This window comes from Mycoplasma elephantis ATCC 51980 (assembly GCF_000687815.1).
GTDB classification, from domain to species: Bacteria; Bacillota_I; Bacilli_A; order Mycoplasmatales; family Metamycoplasmataceae; genus Mycoplasma_H; species Mycoplasma_H elephantis.
This window is the reverse complement of sequence record NZ_JHXU01000004.1, coordinates 1-22411: the sequence shown is the minus strand read 5'-3', so window position 1 is coordinate 22411 and position 22411 is coordinate 1. Positions and strand designations below refer to the sequence as shown.

Genomic DNA, 22411 nt, shown 5'->3' with positions numbered 1-22411 from the left:
GTAACATGGATTTTCTTTTTTATCCTTTTATAATAATGTTAAAATCTGTAATAATTTTTGAATGTAATTTTTTATCTATTGGCCTAATTCCTACATACACAGGTTTATTTAATGCATATATTCCTAAGGCCATTTTGTCATCATCAAAATAATATTTTTGATGAAAATCATATTCTACCTTATAAACTGGGGTGTAATTGATCAAATCAAAATTACTTAAAAATGGATATGATTCATAGTCTATTTCCCCGTTTTTTAATGAAGCATCATATAAAGATTTTAGTGATGCCTCTTTATCATAATTTCCATTTGTATCAAACTTTGTATGTTCTTTATAACCTTTAAAAAAACAATCATTAAAAACATCTAAATAATTTTTATATTCTTTATCTGAGGCATTTTTATTTATTATTACTCCATCAATTGCCATAACATTATTTCTAGGTTTTATAATTGTAATACTTCCTTTTGGGACACTACTTATATTATCTTCAGAATAGTATGCATCTAACGCGTCTCCATTAAATAGAATTGCCATATCAACATCACTATTTGGATCGATTAATGATCTTAAAACTTCTTGTCCATTCCCATCAAAAATAATATGTTTTCCATCATTTATTTTAAATTTTGTTGAATCTTCAATCATGTTAATAAATGATTTAATTTGTTTTTTATAGTTATCATCGGTAACATAACCATCACAATCAGAACTATAAAACATATCTTTATATGTGTTGTCGTCTTGAATCATTCTTGATGTACCAATTGCCAACAAAATTCTAAAATCATTAAGAATAAATAATTTTTTATAATCTTGTTCAGCTAATTTAGTCAAAATTTCAAAATAAGAATCATGAGTGTCTACGCTAATATGTTTATTATTATTTTTTGCATGATTGTAAGCAATAACAAAATCTTGCGCATAATAAGGAATAAAGTATTCTCACAAATGTCTAGGTTCACTAAAAGGTTTTCCATTTCAATCAGTTAATAAATATTTATCATAAGATTCTAATTGTGTTCATATATTTTCTGATATAAGATTTTTTGGAGTGTCCATGCCAAATAAATGATTGTAATCTATTTTTTTTAAACGATCTTGCTTAATTAAGGAAACTACTTGATGATCTGTGCCAACTCCCGCAATTGCTTTTTCTCTTGTTAGTGCATCACTAAATTCATCAAGAACAGCAAATTCCTTATAGTCAAAAGTTTTGTCTAATTTTTTACGATTTTCTAGAGAAATATAAGATGCATAATTATAAAATCCTGGCTTATAGGGGAACCTAGTTTTTAATCCTATGATGGATGCAAAAACAATAATAAAACCAACAAAAATCAATCAATAACAAACAAGTTTTATTTTTTTTGTTTTCATTTTAAACCTCATTTTATAATTAAAATATAAACTAATGATCCACTAAGGGTAATAACCATTAAGCTACCACCAACAACAAGGCCCCAACTTCTAAATGAAGTTTCATAAAGTTTTGTACCTAAAGTTGATGCGTTTGAAACAAGTCTAGTGATAATGAAATCGTCAAAAGAAAAAAATATTGTAATGATAAATGAAAATATTATTGTAGGTATCATATGTGGTATATAAACCTTAAATCATGACTTTAATTTTGAATAACCTAAATCTTGACTTGCTTCAAATAAGTTTTTATTAAACTTTTCACTAGCTGGATACATTACAGTAATGCAATATGGCAAAGATATCACAACATGCCCAAGTATTGCACGAAAAATACCTTCACTTGATACATTTAATAACCCAAACAAAAGCCCATATGATAAAACAAGCCCTATTGCTGTAACTACTTCAGGGTTTATATATGGAACATTGTAGGATACCCTAACTATATTTTCATATGTTTTATTTTTTTGTTTTCAAAGAGCAAATACAGTAATAAGTGATAAAGGTATAGTAATTAAAGCTACAACAAAAGCAATAATAAATGAATTAAGCAAGGCTTGATCTCTTGATTGTTCAAAAAAAGTTGTCCATGCTTCTGTTGTAAAATTATTTCAACTAAATGATAAATTACCTCTTTTTGATGTTGAATTAAAAGAAAAAATTAATGCAAAAACTAATGGTACATAAGTTAATAACAAAATAAAATATACATAACCTCGATATAAAATGTTTTTAGCTAGCTTAGTCATAATTTATCCTCTTTATCTTGTAAATTATTTTAGGCATAACATAAAATAAAGCAACGACACCAAAAATAATTAAAGTAACACAAATAACAATTGTTGAACATATCGACATACTTGTTACTGAACCTGGATTTGCATAATCATTAATTAGATTTCCAACTGTTTGAAAGTGATTTTTATTTGGCATTAATTTGTCTGTAACAATTATTGATGTTGAACTAGATAAAAATACTAATGTTAAACCGGAAATAATTGCCTTCACACTAAAAGGAATAATTACTTTAAAAAATGTTTGGATTTTTGAATATCCTAAATCTTGACTAGCTTCTATTATATTTTTAGGTAAATTATTAAACACTCCATAAAGAGGCATAATCATAAATGGCAAATTTAAATAAACCATTCCAACCACCATAAATCATTCAGCACTTAAATCTTGTTCTTCGAAAACACTTAAAAACACACCTTTAACTGAATATAACTTTGCTATTGAAAAAATCAGTAATGGAGAAATAATTAATGTTAAAGCAAAAATTTTAAATGTTTTTGATTCATGAGTCGCTACAAAGAAAGCATATGGCATAGCAATAATAAGAGATATAAATGCGGCTATTAACCCTAATTTTACAGAACGCCAAACAATAATTCCGAATGAGTAATTTTTAACTACTTTCCAGTTATCGAAGTCCTCTCCATGATAAGTAAATGCTGAAATAATAATAAGTATGACTGGCAAAATTATTAAAAATATTGCAATAATAAAATAAGGCATCAGCAACAATAATCTAGGATTTAGTGCTAATCAACTCTTTATTTTATTCATTTTGTTCCTTTACCATCAAATGAATGGAATCAATAGTTCAGTCTAAATAAATTGTTTGACCTATTTCATAATTTTTATTTGTTTCAACATAAAAAATATAATCTTCATCAATTTGTATTGTTACAAAGTAATAACTTCCTCTATAAATAGACTTAATTACTTTACCTTTAAGTTTCCCGGTTTTATCAGATACATCAATATCTTCTGGACGAATTAAAATGTCTACTTCTTGATTTTCTTTAAAATTACATGGAATTGTATTGAATTCTTTATTTTTAAATTTAACAACATTATTTCCTAAATATATACCATCAAATATATTTGAATCACCTATAAATTGTGCAATTCACTTTGTTTTTGGATAATCATAAATATTTTTAGGTGAATCATATTGAATAATTTTTCCATCCTTAATTACAGCTACTTTATCAGATAATTCAAGCGCTTCATCTTGATCGTGGGTTACAAAAACGAAAGTTAAATTTAATTTTTTTTGAATATTTTTCAACAATTCTTGCATTTTAATCCTGATTTTTGCATCAAGAGCACTTAATGGTTCATCAAGCAATAAAACACTAGGTTCAATAACTAAGGAACGAGCTAATGCAACACGTTGTTTCATTCCTCCACTAAGTTGAGATATTAATTTATTTTCATTTCCTTTTAACCCTACTAATTTAATAATATTATTAAATTCTTTTTCAATTTCATCTTTCGTAATCTTACGATTCAAATGCATTTTAGAGAACTTATCAGTTTGTAAATTAACATAATTTTCTCAATATGAGTATTTAAAATCACTATCATCAATTCATGCTTGACGTTTTTTGTATCTTCATGTATTTGGTTTTAATTTACTCATTTCATTTTCATATGTTTCCATTAATTTGTCAAGTTTTGACATTTTTTTAGATGCATATTTCATTCATTTTTCTGTCAATTGGTCTAATTTTTTTACATATTTAGGATTAATATTTTCTTTTGGATATCTTTTTAATTTAAGTCCGTATTTAATATTATCTTCAACATTTAAATGTGGAAAAAGTGCATAATCTTGAAATATTGTTGATACATCACGTTTATGAGGTGAAAGATCTTTTATATCAAGTCCTTTAAATTTTATTTCACCCCTTGTAGCCCACTCAAATCCAGCAATTAATCTTAAAATAGTGGTTTTCCCACTACCACTAGGTCCTAGAAGTGTAACAAAATCTCCTTTTTTAATATCTAAAGATATGTTATCTAAAATAACGTGGTCATTGTATTCCTTGACAACGTTAACCAATTGAATAATATTTTCTTTCATATTACCTCCTATTTTTTAAATTATTTTAAAAACATAGGATTGGCTCAATCAAAAGTTCATTCACAATATTCAACAACAAAAAAAGGTAATGATGAATAATGTAAATCATCATATATTTTCATCAAATTATTGTTTTCAACACCTTTAGTTAGTTGTCTTAATTTCATGCATTTTATTATATATAAATATAATAAAAATATTAAATTATTTTTAGCTTTTTAAGTTGTAAATAAACACCATCTTCATCACAACTAGGAGCTATGTAATCCGCATATTCTAAAAGTTGTTTACTTCCACCTTTCATCAATACACCAATACCAGCATCTCTAATCATTTCAGTATCGTTTTCACTATCACCAAATGCTATTAAATTTTTTAAACTTGAGTTCATTTCAATCATAAGTCATCTTAACGCTGAGGATTTAGTTACACCTTTAGCGGCAATAAACATTCCGCTCTCTCATGATGATTGAATGCAAAGATTCAAATGAAACTTATCAATTATTTTATTTACTAAATTTGATGTTTTTTTATTTTTAGTATGAATTGTTATAATAAATAAATTTTTTCTATTTAGTTGAGTAAAATTTTCATCGATTTTTTTCAATTTGTCTTTATGAGGTTTTAAAAATCAATTTTCAGTATTTATATTCTCCGAAACATGACCAAATCTATCATCCATAATTGATATTGAATCTACATATTCAATAATATTTTCATATAGAATTTCAAAATCTGAGTAATATATAGAATTTTTATGAATGATTTGATTTGCTTTAACATCAAAAATAAATGAACCATTAGCCCCAATGAAATAATCGACATTACCTTCTAATTGTTCCAATAATTTACCAATAGTAACAAATTCCCTACCTGTAGCAATAATGGTTTTAATATTATTTTGTTTTAATTTTTTAAATGTATCAACAATTCTAGGTGATAAGCTTAATTTTCCGAAAGGAAGAATTGTTCCATCAACATCAAATGCAGCAAATTTTATTTGTTCTTTCATATATTCCTTATTTTTGATAAATATTATATTAAAAAACATTAAATATTTATTTAAATAATATTTTGAAACATATAAATAAAAAAATCAACATTTTATCAGTGTTTTGTGTTGATTTTTTTATTTTTTAACATATTTAAATAATATCTTTTTTGCGCTCATTATAAAAGTAAATAATGAATCGATAAACATTATTCCTAAAGCTATTCCAATAGATATAATTAATGCATCTAGAAATTGCAAATTGCCATCAGTATAATTATTTTGAGAATATAAAACTATGGCTTTATAAATAATCGCTCCAGGAACAAGGGGAAATAAACTTGGTATGAAAAATATAGTTGATGGCGCCTTAAATATTCTTGCACCTATTTGAGCAAAGAACGCTAAGCATAATGCCCCAACAAAACTAGCTACAAAAACACCCGTTTTACTTTGAAACAAAAGACAATAAACTACTCATCCAACCGCTCCCAAAAAACCGATATAAATAGGAACAAAACCTTTAACACCCAAAATAAATGCGACACAAATTACAGCTATTGCAGCACCTATGTATGATGCAACTTTATCATATCATTCATTATTGGTTTGTATATCAACTCAATTTATATCAACAACATAAAGGGCTATCCCCGTACCTAATGCTAGTGAACTAGCTGTAACTATAGCGCTTAATATATTTCCGGATCCAGTTAAAAAATCACCATTTAATATATCTCTAATAGCATTTGTAAATACAGTTCCGGGGAACAATATCATTAAACAACCTGTTAATGTTGAAATTAAATTAACATCATTGGGAAAATACTTGATAATTAATGCCGAAAATAAACTTGCCGAAAATGCTTGCAATAATACTTTAATAAAATTTGCTATTTTTGTTTTTTTAAAAATCAAATCAACAAATATCATAATAATTGCGGCAGATAATGAAACAAAAAGAGAAAAATCTAACCCACCTTGCATCAATGTAAACGAACCAGCGGCTAAAATTTTTAAAAAATAATTTCTAATTAGTGGTTTTTCATCTAGTAAAAGTAGTTTTAAATCATTTTCCGCTTTCTCTAAATCTATTTGATTCGATATTAAAAGCCTAGATATTTGATTTGTTTGTTGAATTTTATCCAAATGAACATTTCTTTCTTTTATTCTTTTAGTGGATGTTAAAACAGTACCATTTTTTAATTTAAGGGTTATGTTAAAACTTGTAAGAAGAGCTAATGCATCTTTCGTTTCATAATCAGATAAAGATAAAATTCTTTCAAGTACATCTTCAACTCTATAACTTTCCGCTCCACTTTCCATTAAAATTTGACCAGCTAGTAAAGCAATATCAAAAATCTTTTTGTCTTTTTCCATCATTTTATTATTTTATATTATTTCCATATATTTAAGAACAACAGTGGCTAATGATTTTGCCGCAATTAATAATGAATCTTCATTTATATCAAATTTTGGATGATGATGCGGAAAATTATTTTTTTCTTTTGCGGCACCAACATAATAGAACACTGACGGAACTTCTTTTGCATAATACGCAAAATCTTCTGAAGGAGCCTGTGGGCCAGAGTCTTTCAAGCCTAGCAATTCCTTAAATGGTAAATCTTTTAAAGCTTCAATAACAATATCTGTCATTTTTTCATCATTATATAAAATAGGATAATCATTTGTATATGAAATTTTTACTTTACAATTAAACGCTTTACAAATGTTAATACTCATTCTTTTTACTTCTTCTTCAATAAATGATCTAGTCCTTTCATTCATACATCTAACATCACCAGTGATAGTTACTTGATCTTTTATGATATTAAAAGTACCTTTTCCATCAAATGATCCTATTGTTATAACAGCATTATCAAAAGGACTAATTCTTCTTGAAACAATTGTTTGCAAGGCATTAACTAAAAATGATGCGCAAACCACCGGGTCAATTGCTTCATGTGGCATCGAGCCATGTCCACCTTTACCAATTATTTTTACTTCAAACTTATCTCTTGATTGTTGTGATTCTTTTTTATGATAATATACATTACCTGTTTCCATTTGATTCATAAAATGAATACCAAAAACATTGTCAACACCATTTAAAACACCATCATTGATCATTGATAATGCTCCTCCCGGCGGAGTTTCTTCTGCAGGTTGATGGATAATAATTATTTTTCCATTTAAATCATTCTTATATTCAGACAAAATTTTTGCCAATACAAGCAAATATGCAGTATGAGCATCATGACCACATGCATGCATAACATTTTTGTTTTTAGACTTAAATGATAAATTAGTTTCTTCGTTTATGGGTAATGCATCAAAATCAGCTCTTAAAGCAACAGTTTTTCCAGGTTTTTTTGTATCGATAGTAACCTTAATACCGTATCCACCTATATTTGTCTCTACATTAACATTAAGATCTTTGTAAAAATTTTCAATAAATTTTGATGTATTTTTTTCATTAAAAGATAATTCAGGATTTTGATGCAAAAACCTTCTAATCTTTATCATTTCATCTTTTTTTAAATCCAATGATTTATATATTTTTTCAATAATAGACATAATACTCCAATCTAAATTAATTAGTTAATTATTAATATAATTATAAAACTATTTTTTATTCAAAATTGTCGAAAATAAAAGAAACATTTATTTTTAAATTACTTTACTTAATATTGATTTTTTGTTTAAAAAATAAATTATTTGTTTTTTAATTTGATATTTTTATTAATACATATATATATATATATATAAAATTTAAATAAAATTTAAAAAAAGTTTATAATATGGTCGATATGAAAGTTTTTAAAAATAGACTAAGTAAAATCACTTTACTATCATTAATTAGTTGTTTATCGATATCGCTCGCATCAGGAGCATTATTTTATATTACAAATAATAAAAAATATAACAATTATGTATCTAAATATTTAGATAATATTCAACCTAATTTAATTGCTAAAGATAATCTTGATTATATTGATACAATTTCTTCTATTAAAGATAATAATTTAAAAGAAATACCAAAACCTGAACCCATAATTGAAAAACCAAAGCCTAAACCTATAATCGATATACCTAAACCAACACCTAAGCCCAAACCTGAACCAAAACCATTGCCTCAACCTAAACCTCAACCTCAACCTACCCCAACTAAACAAAATTCAATAGTTACAACAACAGTTTTAATAAATGGGGTTAAAGTTAAAGCTAAAGTTAAAAACCCACAACCTCGTACGTATAATGAGTATGATACTAAAAATAATTTAGTAAATAAGAACCCTTATACAAATCATATAGTTGGTCAAATAATAGAAATTGAGGTCACTGATGAACTTAGGTCTCAAACAGTAAGTGATTTAGTATCAAATGGAGTCAAAAATAAAGTTTATGGAACTCTAATGGATGTAGATTTTCCTAGTGACGCAAGCATATATGACTACTACTTTAAGAGAAAAGATTCTCGAATGATAGAAAACCTTATTCATAGATACTTAAGACTAATAGATTCTGGATATGAAAATATTAGAAAATTTTTATTAGAATCTTCATTGGACGAATTCGCCTATTATGAAGGTAAAGATAATTCTCAACCATCTGGCCCTAAATGAAAAGGAAGAAACGATAAAGAAAAAACTTTTCATCGTCAATGATGAATTATTAAACACTTAGATTCAAGTAAATTTACTCAATTGGGTTCTGCCGCTGAAGAATTTCTTAAAAAGGGATTAAAACCAGATCCTGATGATATTTGAATAGATGAAAATGGAAAAATAAATTCATTTGGTTATATCCCACCACGAGAAAACAATGTTGTGCTTCAAAGAGTAATTAATGATAATGAAAACAGAAGAGCATTTACTTTTACCTCAGAATGACCTAGAACTGGTGATGAAATACAAAAAGGGACATATCCAGGTTGAAACAAAACAAATATAACTGATCAATATAAAAAATATGGTGTTGAAGCAAATGATGGTATAACCATAACCAAACTTGATAGGGAAAAACCTATTGAAGGAAAAAGAAATTCGGGAATTATTGTTGATATTGATGTTTCTAATAAAAATGGATACTTAAAAACTAAACAACTTATTGAAACATTGAAAAATCAAAACATAGAAATAACAGGTTATAGATTACGTAACATGGGAAAGGGTAATTCAGGCCAAAAATTTATAGATATACTAAAGGCTTTACCTGATACATTACCTTTACTAGAGCTTTATTTTGATGCATCATCAGCAAATACATCATCATTAATAGCATTAAAAGATAAAAATATCAAAGAATTATCTTTATACACTTTAGGAAATTCATTACTTGATTCATGATCAATTAATCCAAATGCTTTAAGAAATGTTGAATGAATTAACACTAATGACTACAATGTAAGCAATGACCACAAAAAAGGCGCGGATATCGCAACAAGAATTACATTTGATACCTTGGTATTTGACCCTATTGATTATAAGCAAGATAAATCAACATTAGAAGAAAAATTAAAAGATATAAACGATGGAATAAGAATGGTTTATTGAGTTAGAAATAATGAACCTTTTTTCCAAGGTGGATGAGGTTCTGGACTAACACCTGACCATAATGAACAAAATAATGGTTATCCACAAGGATTAGATTTAAGTAGAATTCCGGAAATAAGATCGTTAAGAGGTATTACCGCATTTGAAGATAAAGTAAAATCTTCAAATTCTAAACCAAGAAAATTAAAAAGATTAAAACTTTTTAGTGATGGTGATTGTTTTGAAATATCTATCAATGAATTAAATGAAGCCGGATTTGCAAAATATATGGTAACTGAGCAACCTCAAATGCCAAAAACAAAAATAGAATTTTCTGATCCTACAACAAAATATGTAAAAATTACTGGCACAGGAACAATAAATAGTGTAGGCTATGATAATTTAAATGTTTTATTTAGTTATGCAGAATCCCTAAATAAAACAATAAAGGTTGAAGAAGGAAATATAAACTTATTAAATACTTTAAAATCTAATGGTTATCCAGTTGAAGAAGATCAAGGATTCACATTTATATAATATATATAAATAAGAAAGGATAGAGAGAAAACATGAAGAAAAAATACTTATTATCATTTTGCGCGCTTTTAACTTTAACTACTACACCTATAGTTATTTCATGTAATAAGAATTCCGAAAAAAAAGAAAACAAAAATGAAAAAGAAGAAACTAAAAATGAAATTACTCCTAGCAAGAAAGAAGAAGAACCAACTAGTTTTTCTAAATTAGAAGAATTTGACTCTGAATTTGTAAATTTTTATAATAATTTTGAAAATAATTTTTCATTCGATTATTCTAAATTACTTGGTTATAATAAACCAAATAATGAAGTTTTCCCAACTCAATTTCAAAGAAATTTTAAAAATATTGACATTAAACTTGCTAATGAACTAAATAAAAAATATGATGTAGAAATACAAAATGCTTCATACATCTTAAATAGTGAATTAGAAAGTAATTTAGAAGGTAAATTAAATGTTACTTTTAAATTAAAAAGCAAAAACCAAAATAAAATTATTTTAAAATCTCTTACAATAAATAACTTCAAAAAAAGCCCAAACGGAATTGATCAAAATGGAAAAATTTTATCAACACCTTCTGATTCACTCAAACCTAAAAAAACTGAATTATCAAACTATATAACCGGAGATCAAAATATACGTTTTGCCATCGATAATAATAAGTATATGGAATCATTAAAACGCCAACACAACAACAAACCTTGAAATGAATATCGAAACGATTTAATTAATAATGTTAATAAAATTGATGAATTTAACTCAAAATCAAAAGAATTAAATTTGGATTCATACGAAAATCTTGCACACAAAGGCTGAACATTACCAAAATATGATGAGTCAGGTAATTTTTTAGGATTATCAATGTTACCACAAGAAACCAATAAGGGACCAAGTTGAACTGATGCCTTAGGTAGAAATGAATTTTTGATAAATGGTTTGGCTAGAACTTTACCAAACGAAAAATATAGACAAGCTGCTCTTCAAACATTTAGTATTTCTTTTAGTAATAAAGTTGATTTCAACAAATTATACAATCCTGTTAAAAATAGTGTTATAAAGGATGAAGATTTAGATAAGCTAGAGGTTGAATTTAAAAATAATAGTAATGCATTAAAATTAATTTCATCAATAAGAGAGTTAAATAAAATAATCAAAGCATTTTCTGCGCCAGAATTTTCTGGTTTAGCAAGTCAAGCTTATAAACTTAGAGGAGATGCTTTAGATATTTTTACTAGAGAAAATTTAAGTGATAATACTATTTTATAAATGGATAATAGTGTTAATGAATATATTAATCATATAAAAACAACAAAATTATCAACCGGAACTTCGGGAACTATGTGAATTATGGATTACGAGATAAATAATGGTGAGTATCCAACAAAATGATATTTTGGCACTAACTTACATGTTGCTGACGCCTTAACTAATTCAACCCAAAGCATTTCATTAGTCAAACTCCTTGAAAGTGTTGGTATTAAAACAACACTAAAACTTACATCAATGGATAAGAACTTTAAAAAAAATATTATGAGTCCTAAAGATGGTGATTTTTTGCTAGATAATGGATTAAAAACTGTCTATAGAGGTGTTGATTTCTTAAAACAAGACCCATCTGATTATTTAGTAGATGATCAAAAAAACTTATATAAAAATAATAAAGAATTTATTGATTTTGCAGTTATAGAAATAGACTTTGAAAAAATAAATTTCGACGATAAAAACAAAACTCCGCAAGAATTTGCAAAATGATTAACAAATAATTATGCAAATAGACCAGATCAACAAATAAAATTTAAATCTAAAACATATTTAAATGAATATGAACAAATTAATGTACCCATAGCAACATCTAAAGATCCAAATCTAACAGAAAATTGATGAACCAAAAAAGATGAATTGATAGTAGTGGGTTACCCAAGCGCTAAAGGCGATTATTTTTTAAAACAATATGTCGATGATGATCAAATAAAAAGACAAAATGAAATGGGTAATTTTTCATTATGAACTAATTCGGACTATAGGTTTTATGATCAATTATCAAAATCTGAATCATCCAATGCATCAAGCAGTATAGATGAAAAATCAAAAAGAGGGAATTACTTATCTTATAATATCGGATATCGTACATATTCAAACAAACCAGGAATATGTGATTCTTTCTTAACTGTTCCAGTTACTGGCAGCGAATTATATAAATCTAGTGATAATAATTCATATATTACAATGGGTCTTGAATATATAATTAAACATTACGCTCCCGTTGGCGGAGCATCTGGTTCAAGTGTTAGAAATCAAAACAATGAACTTGTAGGTGTCTATCATGTTTCAAATGCTACCGCACATACCGGGTTAGCTGCAGCCTTTAGGTCTGAAGGTTATAATTACAATGGCCTCTTTGGAGAATATAACTTACCACAATATGATTTAATATATGGTGGTGGAAAAGATCAAAAAAATTCATACAAAAAAGCTATGCAGGAATTATATGGCGCAAGTAATATAAAAACAAATCTTTTTAAAGATGGAGTAAATGCGCAAACTCCTGATGATTTTAAATTTTAATTTTCGAAAGGAAAAATGAATGAAAAAGTAAATGAATATTCACAAAAAATATTTGATGATTATGAAAGTATAACAAAGAAAGAAAAAAATAATTGATTATCCAATATTTTCCAAATATTCATTTTTTTGTTTTTTGTAATAGCAACTTCACTTATTTTTGTATTTATTGAAAGAACTTTTTTTATAAACAAATCAATACAAAACTTTTTTATTGGCTATAATATAGACCAAAAATTAGAAATAATGATAATAATATATCGTTTTTCAATTATAGGGTTCGCGTTTTTTTACTCAATTTATAAAAATTTTACAAACATTAAAATTAATGTAAATCATATAACTAGATATATTGTGTGATATATTTTATATTTTTGTGTATCTATAATTTCTTTTTTTCTATTATTTTTTTATTTAGATAACAATGTTAAAAATGTGATTTATTTAACGTTTTTATTATTTATTCTTTACATTATAAATACCGGATATTCAATTAACTTTTTTCTTTTAAAGAGGAAAAGCCACCCATTATTATATAAAAGCTCTAAAATGTTAATAATTTCATTAATATCACAATTTATTTTATTTTTAATTTTATTTATCCTATCTTTTACTTTCGTTTACAGTGTAAAAAGTGATGTTATTTATTCCTATAATATATTTAATACAAGCTTTTATTTATGAATACATGATGTTTTCACTACAAAAAATTTTATAAATCTTGTAATCATAATGTGCTCATTCAGTATTTTAGGAATTCTTTTATTTGGCGCAAACTATGAGAAAATAAATTTTATTGCCTTTAATAAATATAATAAAAAATATTTGCGTCATAATATGATGTTAAATTTTGCATTTTTTATATCTATAGTTATTTTTGTTATCAAATTATTTTCATTAAACTTTAATGACCCGGATTATAAAATAACCAAACAAAATACTAATGATTATCTTTATTTACTATTAGGAATCTTCGGCTTAATAATTTCAATACTCTATATTTTTATAATGACTTATAAAAAAACAAAAATAAAAGGAATAGCTAATAACTCACTTTGTTTATCAACACATTATTTCCTAATATGAACACTTCTACTAATATCGAGTATATGATGTAGAAATAATCTCATAAATTTAATTAATATCCTGCTTATTTCCTCATCATCTATTTGTGTTTTTTGAATTTTTTTATACACTATAAAAAATAAAAATGTAATTTTGCTAATGTTTATAAGCTTATTAAGTTTATTAAATATAATTTCGTTATTTATATTTGGTCTTAATTATTTATTAATCGCAAACAAAAATAACATGTTTTTAACTATAGCTTCAGATATTTCGATCAATAATATAATTTTATTGATCGTAGTTTTTCTATCTATTATTTTTATAATTTACAATATAGCTAATTTATTAATTATATTAATAAAAATTAAGACCAATGATTTGAATAATAAGGAGAAATATGAAAAAGAAAGAAAATAATGCAAAATACAATTTTTATAGTGATTACGAAAACTACATAACCTTAGATAACTTTATCTCATATGATAAATTATTGGCTACATCACTTTTTAAATCAAAAGTTAATTTTGAATCAGATATTTATGAAAAATTTAAAAAAAATATCGATTTAGCAATTTATAAAAAATGAAATTTGGTTTTTAAAGATTTCGTTATTTCTTTTAATATAGATCCTAAATACGGCAACAATACATTAGTTCCGGTTTTGATTAAAAATGAACAAACTAACTCAGAGGCAATAAATTTTATACCCGAAAAAGAAAATGATGGCTATAACTCATTCTTAGAAATATTAAATAATGAACTTTCATTTCTTTTAAATAATATGTATATAGTTGAATTAATTCCTGGCTTGATAGTTTTTATATCAAAAAATACAAAAAACAAAAAAGTACTTTTTAGCGAAAAATTCGCACTACCATTTACAAGATAGGATATTATGGATCAAAGAAAAATTAAACAAAGAATTAAGAATTTAAATAATATTCGTCTAAAAATAAATAGTGAAAAAAATATTTTTTTAATTAATATAATGAAACTAAATAATAAATTAAATTTTTATATAAAAAATGCCATCAAAAATACAGAAAATATATTTAACATAAAGAATTATTATAGTTTAACTCATGATTTAATTTTTTATACTTCACCAAAAAATAACATTTTTCAAAAAATAAAAAACAAGTTAACAACTAAAAAAGATTTATGAATTTATTTAACTGAAACACAAAAAAATTCAACCGATTCATATACAAGATATGAAAAAACAATACTTGAAGAACTAAAATTACAAAGTAACTCCGACTTCATAACAATTGGTGAAAAATCATATGATTTTTGTAGAAAAAATAATTTAAATATCATAGCAAGTTTTACAAATAGTGATAAGACAAGTAAATTACCACATAAAATTGTTCAAATAATTAAAGTTTTGTATTCAGAAAATAATTATCAAAATCTTTATTTTGTAATAAATTCAAACAAAAGTCATAATAAACCTTTTAAAATATTTCCTATTAATGATTCAAATTTAATAAAACTTGTTAATAAAGATGTTAAACTGGATAAAAATGAATATGACATAAAAAAAATGAAAATTTATCCAAATATAAATAAATTTATAGAACTAGAATTAAATATATTTCTTGAAAACATAATCTTAGCATTATTTACAGAATCATCATTCTATAGCGCTAAGGTTGGACTAGTAACAACAAATAAAATGTTAAAAGATCTAGATGAAGAAATTTTAAAAATTAATAAAAAATTAATACAATACAAACGAGAAAAAGAAATAGAAGAAATAACATTATTAACAAGCAATAATCTGGACTTTAAGATAAATTAAAGGGGGTAAAATGAGTAAAAATTATTTTAAAATTATTATAAATTTTAAGAACAAAACTTCTTTAATTATTCCTAAGGGTAAAATGAGCATTAATAATTTAATGGAATCGGAAGATTGAGAAGAATTAGATGACAATTCCATCGCAAATACAGAGCTTTCTTTATGTAGGATATATGACAAAAGAAAAAATAAAACAATCTATATATTCTTAAAAAATGCAAATATTATTGTTTTAAATAATATTGTTAACATCATTACATTCAAGTCCAAAAAAATATACTATGAAGCGATAAAAAGAAATAGATACACAAAAGAAATAAATGAACTATCTCAACAAATAAAAAAACAAAAATTATTAAAAAATATTGGATTAAATATAAATGAATATATCAAAATGGAAGAATTAGAAGAAGAGTTATTTATTTTAAAACAAAAACAAGAATATAACTTAACTGAAATGGAAGAATATGAATAAAAAATGAGTAAAAAATATTGAAAAACAACAGTTATTGTTTTTTCATTATTTTAGATTGAGGTATTAAATGATTAAAAAACTATCATTTTTACTTGTATCAAATATATCTTTACTACCCGCAATGGCATTTAATGTGCATGCCAACACTGAAAATAATAAGGCTAGAGATATTGATAAAAATTTTGATACATTTACTGAAATATGTAACAAAAAAATAACAAAATTAAAAGAACAAATAATTTCTTCAATCAAAAATACCTTAGAATCTTATATACAAACAACAAAGAATAACAATAACGTTTCACTTGATAAAAAAATTTTAAAATTAACCTATTTAAAAGAACTTCTAAAATACTTTTCAACAAGTACATTTGAAGCATTATTAAAAGACTCAAATAATTCACCATCATCTGGAATACCTATTATTTTTCCATTCTTAATTACTACATTTAAAGAATATAAGCATGCTGATATTGATTTTAATGGCGAAGTATATAAAAATTTAAAAATTGCACAAAAAACATATTTTACATATGAAGAGCTAATAACCGGTAATGGAAATGATATTAAGTTTATTGATGAAAACAATCAAAGAAATGAAATTAAAAAGATAGATTCATCATATAAAATAAATAGTGCTGTTATTAAAAATATTTTCAATAAGGAAGAAATAGAAAATACATTAAATAAGTATTGTTCCGAATTATTAAAAAATTTAAATAAATTTATTTTTGATGAAAAAGATATTCCGAATATCAGTTTTGATTATGATGACCCAAACAAAATAACATGAAAAGTGCCAGATGGTTATTCTAATTGATCACATTATATATTTAGTAAGATTTATCCTAGATTTCTAGCTTTTGATTTAAAACAAAATCAAGAAGCAAGCATTAAACAAGATGAAAAACCAATCAATAAGCAAGAAAACACCCCATTATTACCCCCAAATGATACAACTAAATTAAAACCAAATGAAGTTGGTGAATTTGATCCAAGCGAAATAAAAAAAGCAATCGTTACTTTAAAACCTTATATATCCCCAGAGTACTCTAATCTTTCTCTTTATGAAATTGAAAAACAATTTAAAAATAACCCTGATATTTTTTTCTTTTTTAACCCAATAAACACAAGATATGAATATAGAGTTATTGATTTTAAAATTGAAAATGATTTTACCATTAAAAAGGTAAAAATTCACTTACACGATAGAAATAATCCAAGTTTAGCAAAATCATACATTATTGATAAAGTAGTTTATGATAGCAAAATTGATGAAAGAGTTATCAATAGTAATTTTAAGAAAACAGAATATGATACATTATTAAATATTATGAATGCTTTATATGATTCACTATGTTTAATAAATGACCAAGAGAAAATATCAAAAAATGAAAAAGATAAAATAAGTAAGATTGATTATGATAAATTAAGAAATCCTCATATCGTTTCAGCGTTATTTAATATGGTAAATGTTGCAAATGAAAGAATTTTAATAGATGATGAAAATAATAAATCATTATATAACTCTATTGAAACAAAACTATTTGAAAAATATAGAGGAAATTTTGATATAAAAAATAAAAATAATGATATTTTAAGCGATTTAAGTTATAAGACAGCCTCTAATTTTTTAAGTGATTTGCAAGTTGCCGAAATAGAATTAGATCCTTTTAATAAAATAAATTATTGATCACTTTTACCAACTAAATTTGAAATTATCTTTAATGATTATAAAAAAGTGATAAAAAATGATGACAATAGAAAAATAATTAATGAAAATTTCAAAACTATTGAAAATGGTAATTTAGAAATCTTAGAAGAATCATTTACTTCTTTAGAAAAACATATTTATAAATTTAAAGCCATTTCTTCTTCAAATAGATTAAATATTCATGCATGATATGATAACTATATTGATGAAATTAAAGAAATTATGAATCTACTCAATATAATAAGTCCCCTAATTAGTAATGAGGAAATTAAGAATAATAAAGAGAAAATTTCCAATTTCCAAATTTGTTATAATAAAGCAAAAAATATCGCAAAAGAAAATAACTTAATTAAATCTAAACAATCAACTGGTATTTCTGCAACAATAATGTCAATAGGTTTTATTATATTAATATGTAATTTAATAATATTATTTATAAAAAACAAAGAAATAATCAAAAATAATAGATTAATGACTATTTTAATAATTATCTCGATTACCAGTTTAAGCATGATAATCACTGGCTCTGTATTATTAGGATTAGGATTGAAAGGATTTTAAAATGGAACAAAATATAACAAACAACCCAAAAGTGACGGCTATTTTCAATTACATTGTTAAAGTTAGTGGAATATTTAATTACCAACAAAGGGATACTTTTACTATAAAAGGTAAAGAAAATATCAAGCTATTTTTATTATCCGCTACAGATAATGAAGCTTTTTTATTAACAAATGATAATAGCAAAGAAATTCAAGTCGGAGATGAAGTAGTAAAAACTCAAAACTTTTTTGTTTTTACTAATGAAAAACACTTTGGAAAAATCATAAATATATATGGTGATGAAGTTTACCCGAAAAGTCAACGAATCGATTATGAACACGGTAATATTTATCATCCATTTTTTGGTTTACCACATAATTTAATGTCAGTAAGAACATTAAATGAACAATTATATACCGGTATAATCTTAATTGATTTGTTATTCCCGATAGGAAAAGGTCAAAGAGAATTAATTATCGGGGATAGACAAACTGGTAAAACACATATTGCTATTAATACAATAATTAATCAAGCAAAGAAAAATATTAAATGTGTTTATGTGGCAATTGGACAAAAGAAAGAAGCGATTACAAATATATATAACACTCTTAAAAAATATAATGCTCTTGATAATACCATTATTATTGATGCACCATCAACAAGTCCTTATGAACAATATTTAGCTCCTTATGTAGGTATGGCTCATGCTGAAAATATTTCAGAAACTAATGATGTATTAATTATTTTTGACGACTTAACAAAACACGCAAACATTTTTAGGGAAATGGCGTTATTAAGTGATAAACCAGTTGGTAAAGAGGCAATGCCTGGCGATATGTTCTTTGCTCACTCATCATTACTAGAAAGAGCCGGTTCATTTGCTAATAAAAAAACTATAACTGCATTACCAATCTTACAAACAATTGATAATGATATAACGAGTTTAATTGCTTCCAATATTATTTCTATTACTGATGGTCAAATAGTTACAAGTTCCGATTTATTTGCTCAAGGTAAGTTTCCAGCAATTAATGCGGATTTATCTGTTTCTAGAACAGGTTCAAGTGTTCAAACAAGAGCGGTTACAAAAGTTTCTGGCGAAATTGGAAAAATATACAAGGCATACAAAAGACATTTAAAACTTTCGCTTCTTGATTATGATTTTAATAAAGAAATTTCGGACTTGTTATATAAAGGTAAAATGATTGATAAGTTATTTACAAAAAATGGGTTCTCTTTATATTCTTATTCATTCGCTATTTTTATGACAAAAATTATTTCATGAGGTATATTAAAAAATATTAAAGATGACCAAAAAGCATTAGCATTTTTGGATACACTAATTAAAATTAGTGATGATGCAAAAAATGCATTTGATTTAATAAAAAATGATGAACCTCATGATGAAGATATGATGAAAAATTATTTTGCATACGCACTAAAACAATATTCAGACTTTCTTGATTTAAAATGAGATGTTAATTATGAATATGGTTTTATACCATTAGATAAAGAAATATTAGAAAAAATAGCAAAAGAAAATGGAGACAAATAATGGATGGAATAGTTTCAAAAGTTTGATCAGATATTATTGAGGTTAAATTTTCTAACAAAATTTTGCCCAAAATAAATGATTTACTAACATTACATGATGGTAAAACATATGCGCTTGTGAAAATTATTAATAGCAACGACACAATAAGAGCAATTATTGTATATGCTGCTAAAAATATTAAAATAAATGATATAGTAACAAATACCCAAAAAAGTTTTATGGTTCCCGTAGGAAATAACTCTAAAAATAACATCTACAACTTTTCAGGTAATCCTTTACTAGGTATTAGTAATGAACTAGATTATGTTGAAATGAATTCAACGATTAAAAATACTAGATATATTGATTCAAAACCCGAAATTATTGAAACCGGAATAAAAGCTATTGACTTTTTTATCCCTATCATAAAAGGATATAAGCTCGGAATATTTGGCGGAGCTGGTGTTGGTAAAACTGTCTTAATGAAAGAAATCATTTTTAATGTTAATAAAAAGAACAATTCAACATCGAATATATTCATTGGTTCTGGCGAAAGATCTAGAGAGGCAATTGAGTTATACAATGAACTAAAAAAATCGAATCTTATGGATAATTCAGTAATGTATATTTCAAAAATGAATGAATCACCTGGGGCAAGATCTTCAATTGTACCAATTGGTATAACCGCAGCAGAATATCTAAGAGATCACGAAAAAGAAGATGTTTTATTATTTATTGACAATATTTATCGTTATATTCAAGCCGAAAACGAAGTTAGTGCATCGCTAGGTAAAAAACCATCCGTCGGCGGATATCAATCAACACTAGAAAGTGATGTTGCTAGTGTTCAAGAAAGACTTTTTAAAAATGAGAATGGATCTATAACATCTTTTGAGACAATTTTTTTACCAATGGATGACTTAAGCGATCCATCAGCTGTAGCGGTTTTTAACCATTTAGATGGAAAATTAGTTTTATCAAGAGAACAATCAGCAAAAAATATTTTTCCTGCTTTTGATCCTCTTGCAAGTTCTTCTAATTCAGTAAATATAGAATTATTAGGAAGAAGACATTTTAATGCGATTATTGAAGTTAAAAAAATTTTAAAGGCTTACAAGGATTTAGAAGATGTTATATTAATATTGGGGTTTGATGAATTAGACGAGGAAAACAAAATAATTGTTAAAAAAGCCCTTCAGTTAGAAAATTTCTTTACCCAAAACTTTTTTATGACTGAACACTTTACAAAATCTAAAGGTGAATATGTCACATTAAATGAAACCGTTGAAAGTGTTATACGAATACTTGAAGGTAAATTTATAAATCAAAATCCTGAAATATTTTCATATATTGGTCATAACTTAAACATGCCTTCATATGAAGAGTTATAAAAAAATAAATACACAAGTATTTATTTTTTTATCTTTATTTTTTAGCTTTTATTAATATTGATAATATTATGATAACTTCTAAAGTTAGTGCTGATCATCCCAATATAAGTAACCAGAATTTCCAATCAAAACTTCTTTGAGGTTCGGATTGTAGTTGATCAAGTAAATTATCTAATTCTTTTACCTTTTTATCATATTGATCTTTATTATCAATTCCGTTGTTTTTTACATTATTTTGTAATTCATCTATTTTCTTAATAACATCTTTTATTGATGATGAAGAATATTTACTTTTTAAAGTGTTTATTTTATCTTTAGCATCTTTTACATCTTTTATTATAAATTCATTAGTATATAAAATTAATAATTTTTTATTTTTAGTAATTTCATTTAACTTTTTATTATATATCATTTCATTATTGGTGAAACTTGAATCATTAACTTTTGTTTTTAAATCACTTAAATAGTTTAAATAATTTGTTTTTGAAGTACTTGTGTATTTATCGTAATTTTCGTTTTCTTCAGATTTAATTTTTTCTAGAAGTAAATCCTTGAATGTTGTAGCTTTTGCTAATTTATCTTGAATTTCTTTTTTCTTAGTTTGAAGGTCGCTGTTATTTACATCTGTAGGTACATTATATTCATTTAAATATTTTGTAAGTTTTTCTTTTTCGCTAGCAGGAAGTGATTTGTTGCTTTCTACAGATTTTTTAGAATCTTCGATGAATTTCTTTAATTCGTTAACTTTATTTTCTTCAAGTAACTTTTTCTTTTCAGTGATTTCATTTAACTTTTCATTATATGTAGTTTCATTGTTGGTGAAATCAGGAGAATTAACTAAATTTTTTAAATCATTTAGATATTTTTTATATGCATCTTTTGATGTCGATGTATATGCATCAAAATTACCGGCTAATTCTTCGTTAATTTTGTCCAAGAGTTTATCTTTGAATGTTT

Annotated in this window: 19 protein-coding genes; 10 read left to right on the top strand and 9 right to left on the bottom strand. The window is 25.0% G+C overall.

Features of this window, described 5'->3' with window-relative positions; all coding sequences use genetic code 4:
- Window positions 1-19 precede the first annotated feature (19 nt).
- The 8 genes from T380_RS0101350 to T380_RS0101315 all read right to left on the bottom strand — a co-directional run bounded on the left by T380_RS0101350 (window position 20) and on the right by T380_RS0101315 (window position 7866).
- The gene (locus T380_RS0101350; protein WP_027334149.1) at window positions 20-1381 is read right to left on the bottom strand and encodes a type 2 periplasmic-binding domain-containing protein; all 1362 of its coding nucleotides are present in this window, start codon (window positions 1379-1381) and stop codon (window positions 20-22) included.
- Window positions 1363-2172 carry an ABC transporter permease gene (locus T380_RS0101345; protein WP_027334148.1) on the bottom strand — a complete coding sequence of 270 codons (810 nt, stop codon included), beginning with the start codon at window positions 2170-2172 and terminating at the stop codon, window positions 1363-1365. The genes T380_RS0101350 and T380_RS0101345 overlap by 19 nt, the downstream gene beginning before the upstream one ends.
- A complete protein-coding gene (locus T380_RS0101340; RefSeq protein ID WP_027334147.1) occupies window positions 2165-2992 on the bottom strand; it encodes an ABC transporter permease in 828 nt (275 codons plus the stop codon). Before T380_RS0101340 ends, T380_RS0101345 begins: the two co-directional genes overlap by 8 nt.
- Window positions 2985-4298, bottom strand: coding sequence for an ABC transporter ATP-binding protein (locus T380_RS0101335; protein ID WP_027334146.1), 1314 nt, complete (start codon window positions 4296-4298; stop codon window positions 2985-2987). Before T380_RS0101335 ends, T380_RS0101340 begins: the two co-directional genes overlap by 8 nt.
- A gap of 20 nt (window positions 4299-4318) precedes the next feature.
- The gene (locus tag T380_RS04350) at window positions 4319-4465 is read right to left on the bottom strand and encodes a hypothetical protein (protein WP_156930191.1); all 147 of its coding nucleotides are present in this window, start codon (window positions 4463-4465) and stop codon (window positions 4319-4321) included.
- Window positions 4466-4497: 32 nt separating this feature from the next.
- Window positions 4498-5310: a YcsE-related riboflavin metabolism phosphatase gene (locus T380_RS0101325; protein WP_036436768.1), complete on the bottom strand. Its 813-nt coding sequence runs from the start codon at window positions 5308-5310 to the stop codon at window positions 4498-4500.
- A 117-nt stretch (window positions 5311-5427) separates the two neighbouring features.
- On the bottom strand, window positions 5428-6669 hold the full coding sequence (locus tag T380_RS0101320; RefSeq protein ID WP_036436765.1) for a threonine/serine exporter family protein: 1242 nt from the start codon (window positions 6667-6669) through the stop codon (window positions 5428-5430).
- A gap of 12 nt (window positions 6670-6681) precedes the next feature.
- A complete protein-coding gene (locus T380_RS0101315; protein WP_036436762.1) occupies window positions 6682-7866 on the bottom strand; it encodes a M20 family metallopeptidase in 1185 nt (394 codons plus the stop codon).
- Between the two features lie 233 nt (window positions 7867-8099).
- Between T380_RS0101315 and T380_RS0101310 the strand changes: the two genes are divergently transcribed.
- From T380_RS0101310 to T380_RS0101270, 10 genes are all read left to right on the top strand, one after another.
- Complete coding sequence (locus tag T380_RS0101310) at window positions 8100-10361, top strand: putative immunoglobulin-blocking virulence protein (RefSeq protein WP_027334142.1); 2262 nt, start codon at window positions 8100-8102, stop codon at window positions 10359-10361.
- A 32-nt stretch (window positions 10362-10393) separates the two neighbouring features.
- Window positions 10394-11629: a hypothetical protein gene (locus T380_RS03865; RefSeq protein WP_036436759.1), complete on the top strand. Its 1236-nt coding sequence runs from the start codon at window positions 10394-10396 to the stop codon at window positions 11627-11629.
- Window positions 11630-12928: an Ig-specific serine endopeptidase MIP gene (gene mip / locus T380_RS03860; RefSeq protein ID WP_051599948.1), complete on the top strand. Its 1299-nt coding sequence runs from the start codon at window positions 11630-11632 to the stop codon at window positions 12926-12928.
- A gap of 15 nt (window positions 12929-12943) precedes the next feature.
- The gene (locus tag T380_RS04505; RefSeq protein WP_027334141.1) at window positions 12944-14410 is read left to right on the top strand and encodes an MSC_0624 family F1-like ATPase-associated membrane protein; all 1467 of its coding nucleotides are present in this window, start codon (window positions 12944-12946) and stop codon (window positions 14408-14410) included.
- Window positions 14391-14882, top strand: coding sequence for an MSC_0623 family F1-like ATPase-associated protein (locus tag T380_RS0101295; RefSeq protein ID WP_027334140.1), 492 nt, complete (start codon window positions 14391-14393; stop codon window positions 14880-14882). Before T380_RS04505 ends, T380_RS0101295 begins: the two co-directional genes overlap by 20 nt.
- Before the next feature lie 6 nt (window positions 14883-14888).
- Entirely contained in the window at window positions 14889-15797 is a 909-nt protein-coding gene (locus T380_RS0101290) for an MSC_0622 family F1-like ATPase gamma subunit (RefSeq protein ID WP_027334139.1), read from the top strand.
- Between the two features lie 10 nt (window positions 15798-15807).
- Window positions 15808-16272, top strand: a complete 465-nt coding sequence (locus tag T380_RS0101285) for an MSC_0621 family F1-like ATPase epsilon subunit (RefSeq protein WP_027334138.1) — start codon at window positions 15808-15810, stop codon at window positions 16270-16272.
- 67 nt (window positions 16273-16339) lie between these two features.
- The gene (locus tag T380_RS0101280) at window positions 16340-18547 is read left to right on the top strand and encodes an MSC_0620 family F1-like ATPase-associated subunit (protein ID WP_027334137.1); all 2208 of its coding nucleotides are present in this window, start codon (window positions 16340-16342) and stop codon (window positions 18545-18547) included.
- A 1-nt stretch (window position 18548) separates the two neighbouring features.
- The gene (locus T380_RS0101275) at window positions 18549-20084 is read left to right on the top strand and encodes an MSC_0619 family F1-like ATPase alpha subunit (protein WP_027334136.1); all 1536 of its coding nucleotides are present in this window, start codon (window positions 18549-18551) and stop codon (window positions 20082-20084) included.
- The gene (locus T380_RS0101270; RefSeq protein ID WP_036436756.1) at window positions 20084-21454 is read left to right on the top strand and encodes an MSC_0618 family F1-like ATPase beta subunit; all 1371 of its coding nucleotides are present in this window, start codon (window positions 20084-20086) and stop codon (window positions 21452-21454) included. The genes T380_RS0101275 and T380_RS0101270 overlap by 1 nt, the downstream gene beginning before the upstream one ends.
- A 34-nt stretch (window positions 21455-21488) precedes the next feature.
- Here T380_RS0101270 and T380_RS03855 read toward each other — a convergent pair.
- A partial coding sequence (locus T380_RS03855) for a hypothetical protein (RefSeq protein ID WP_036436752.1) occupies window positions 21489-22411 on the bottom strand: 923 nt, incomplete at its 5' end.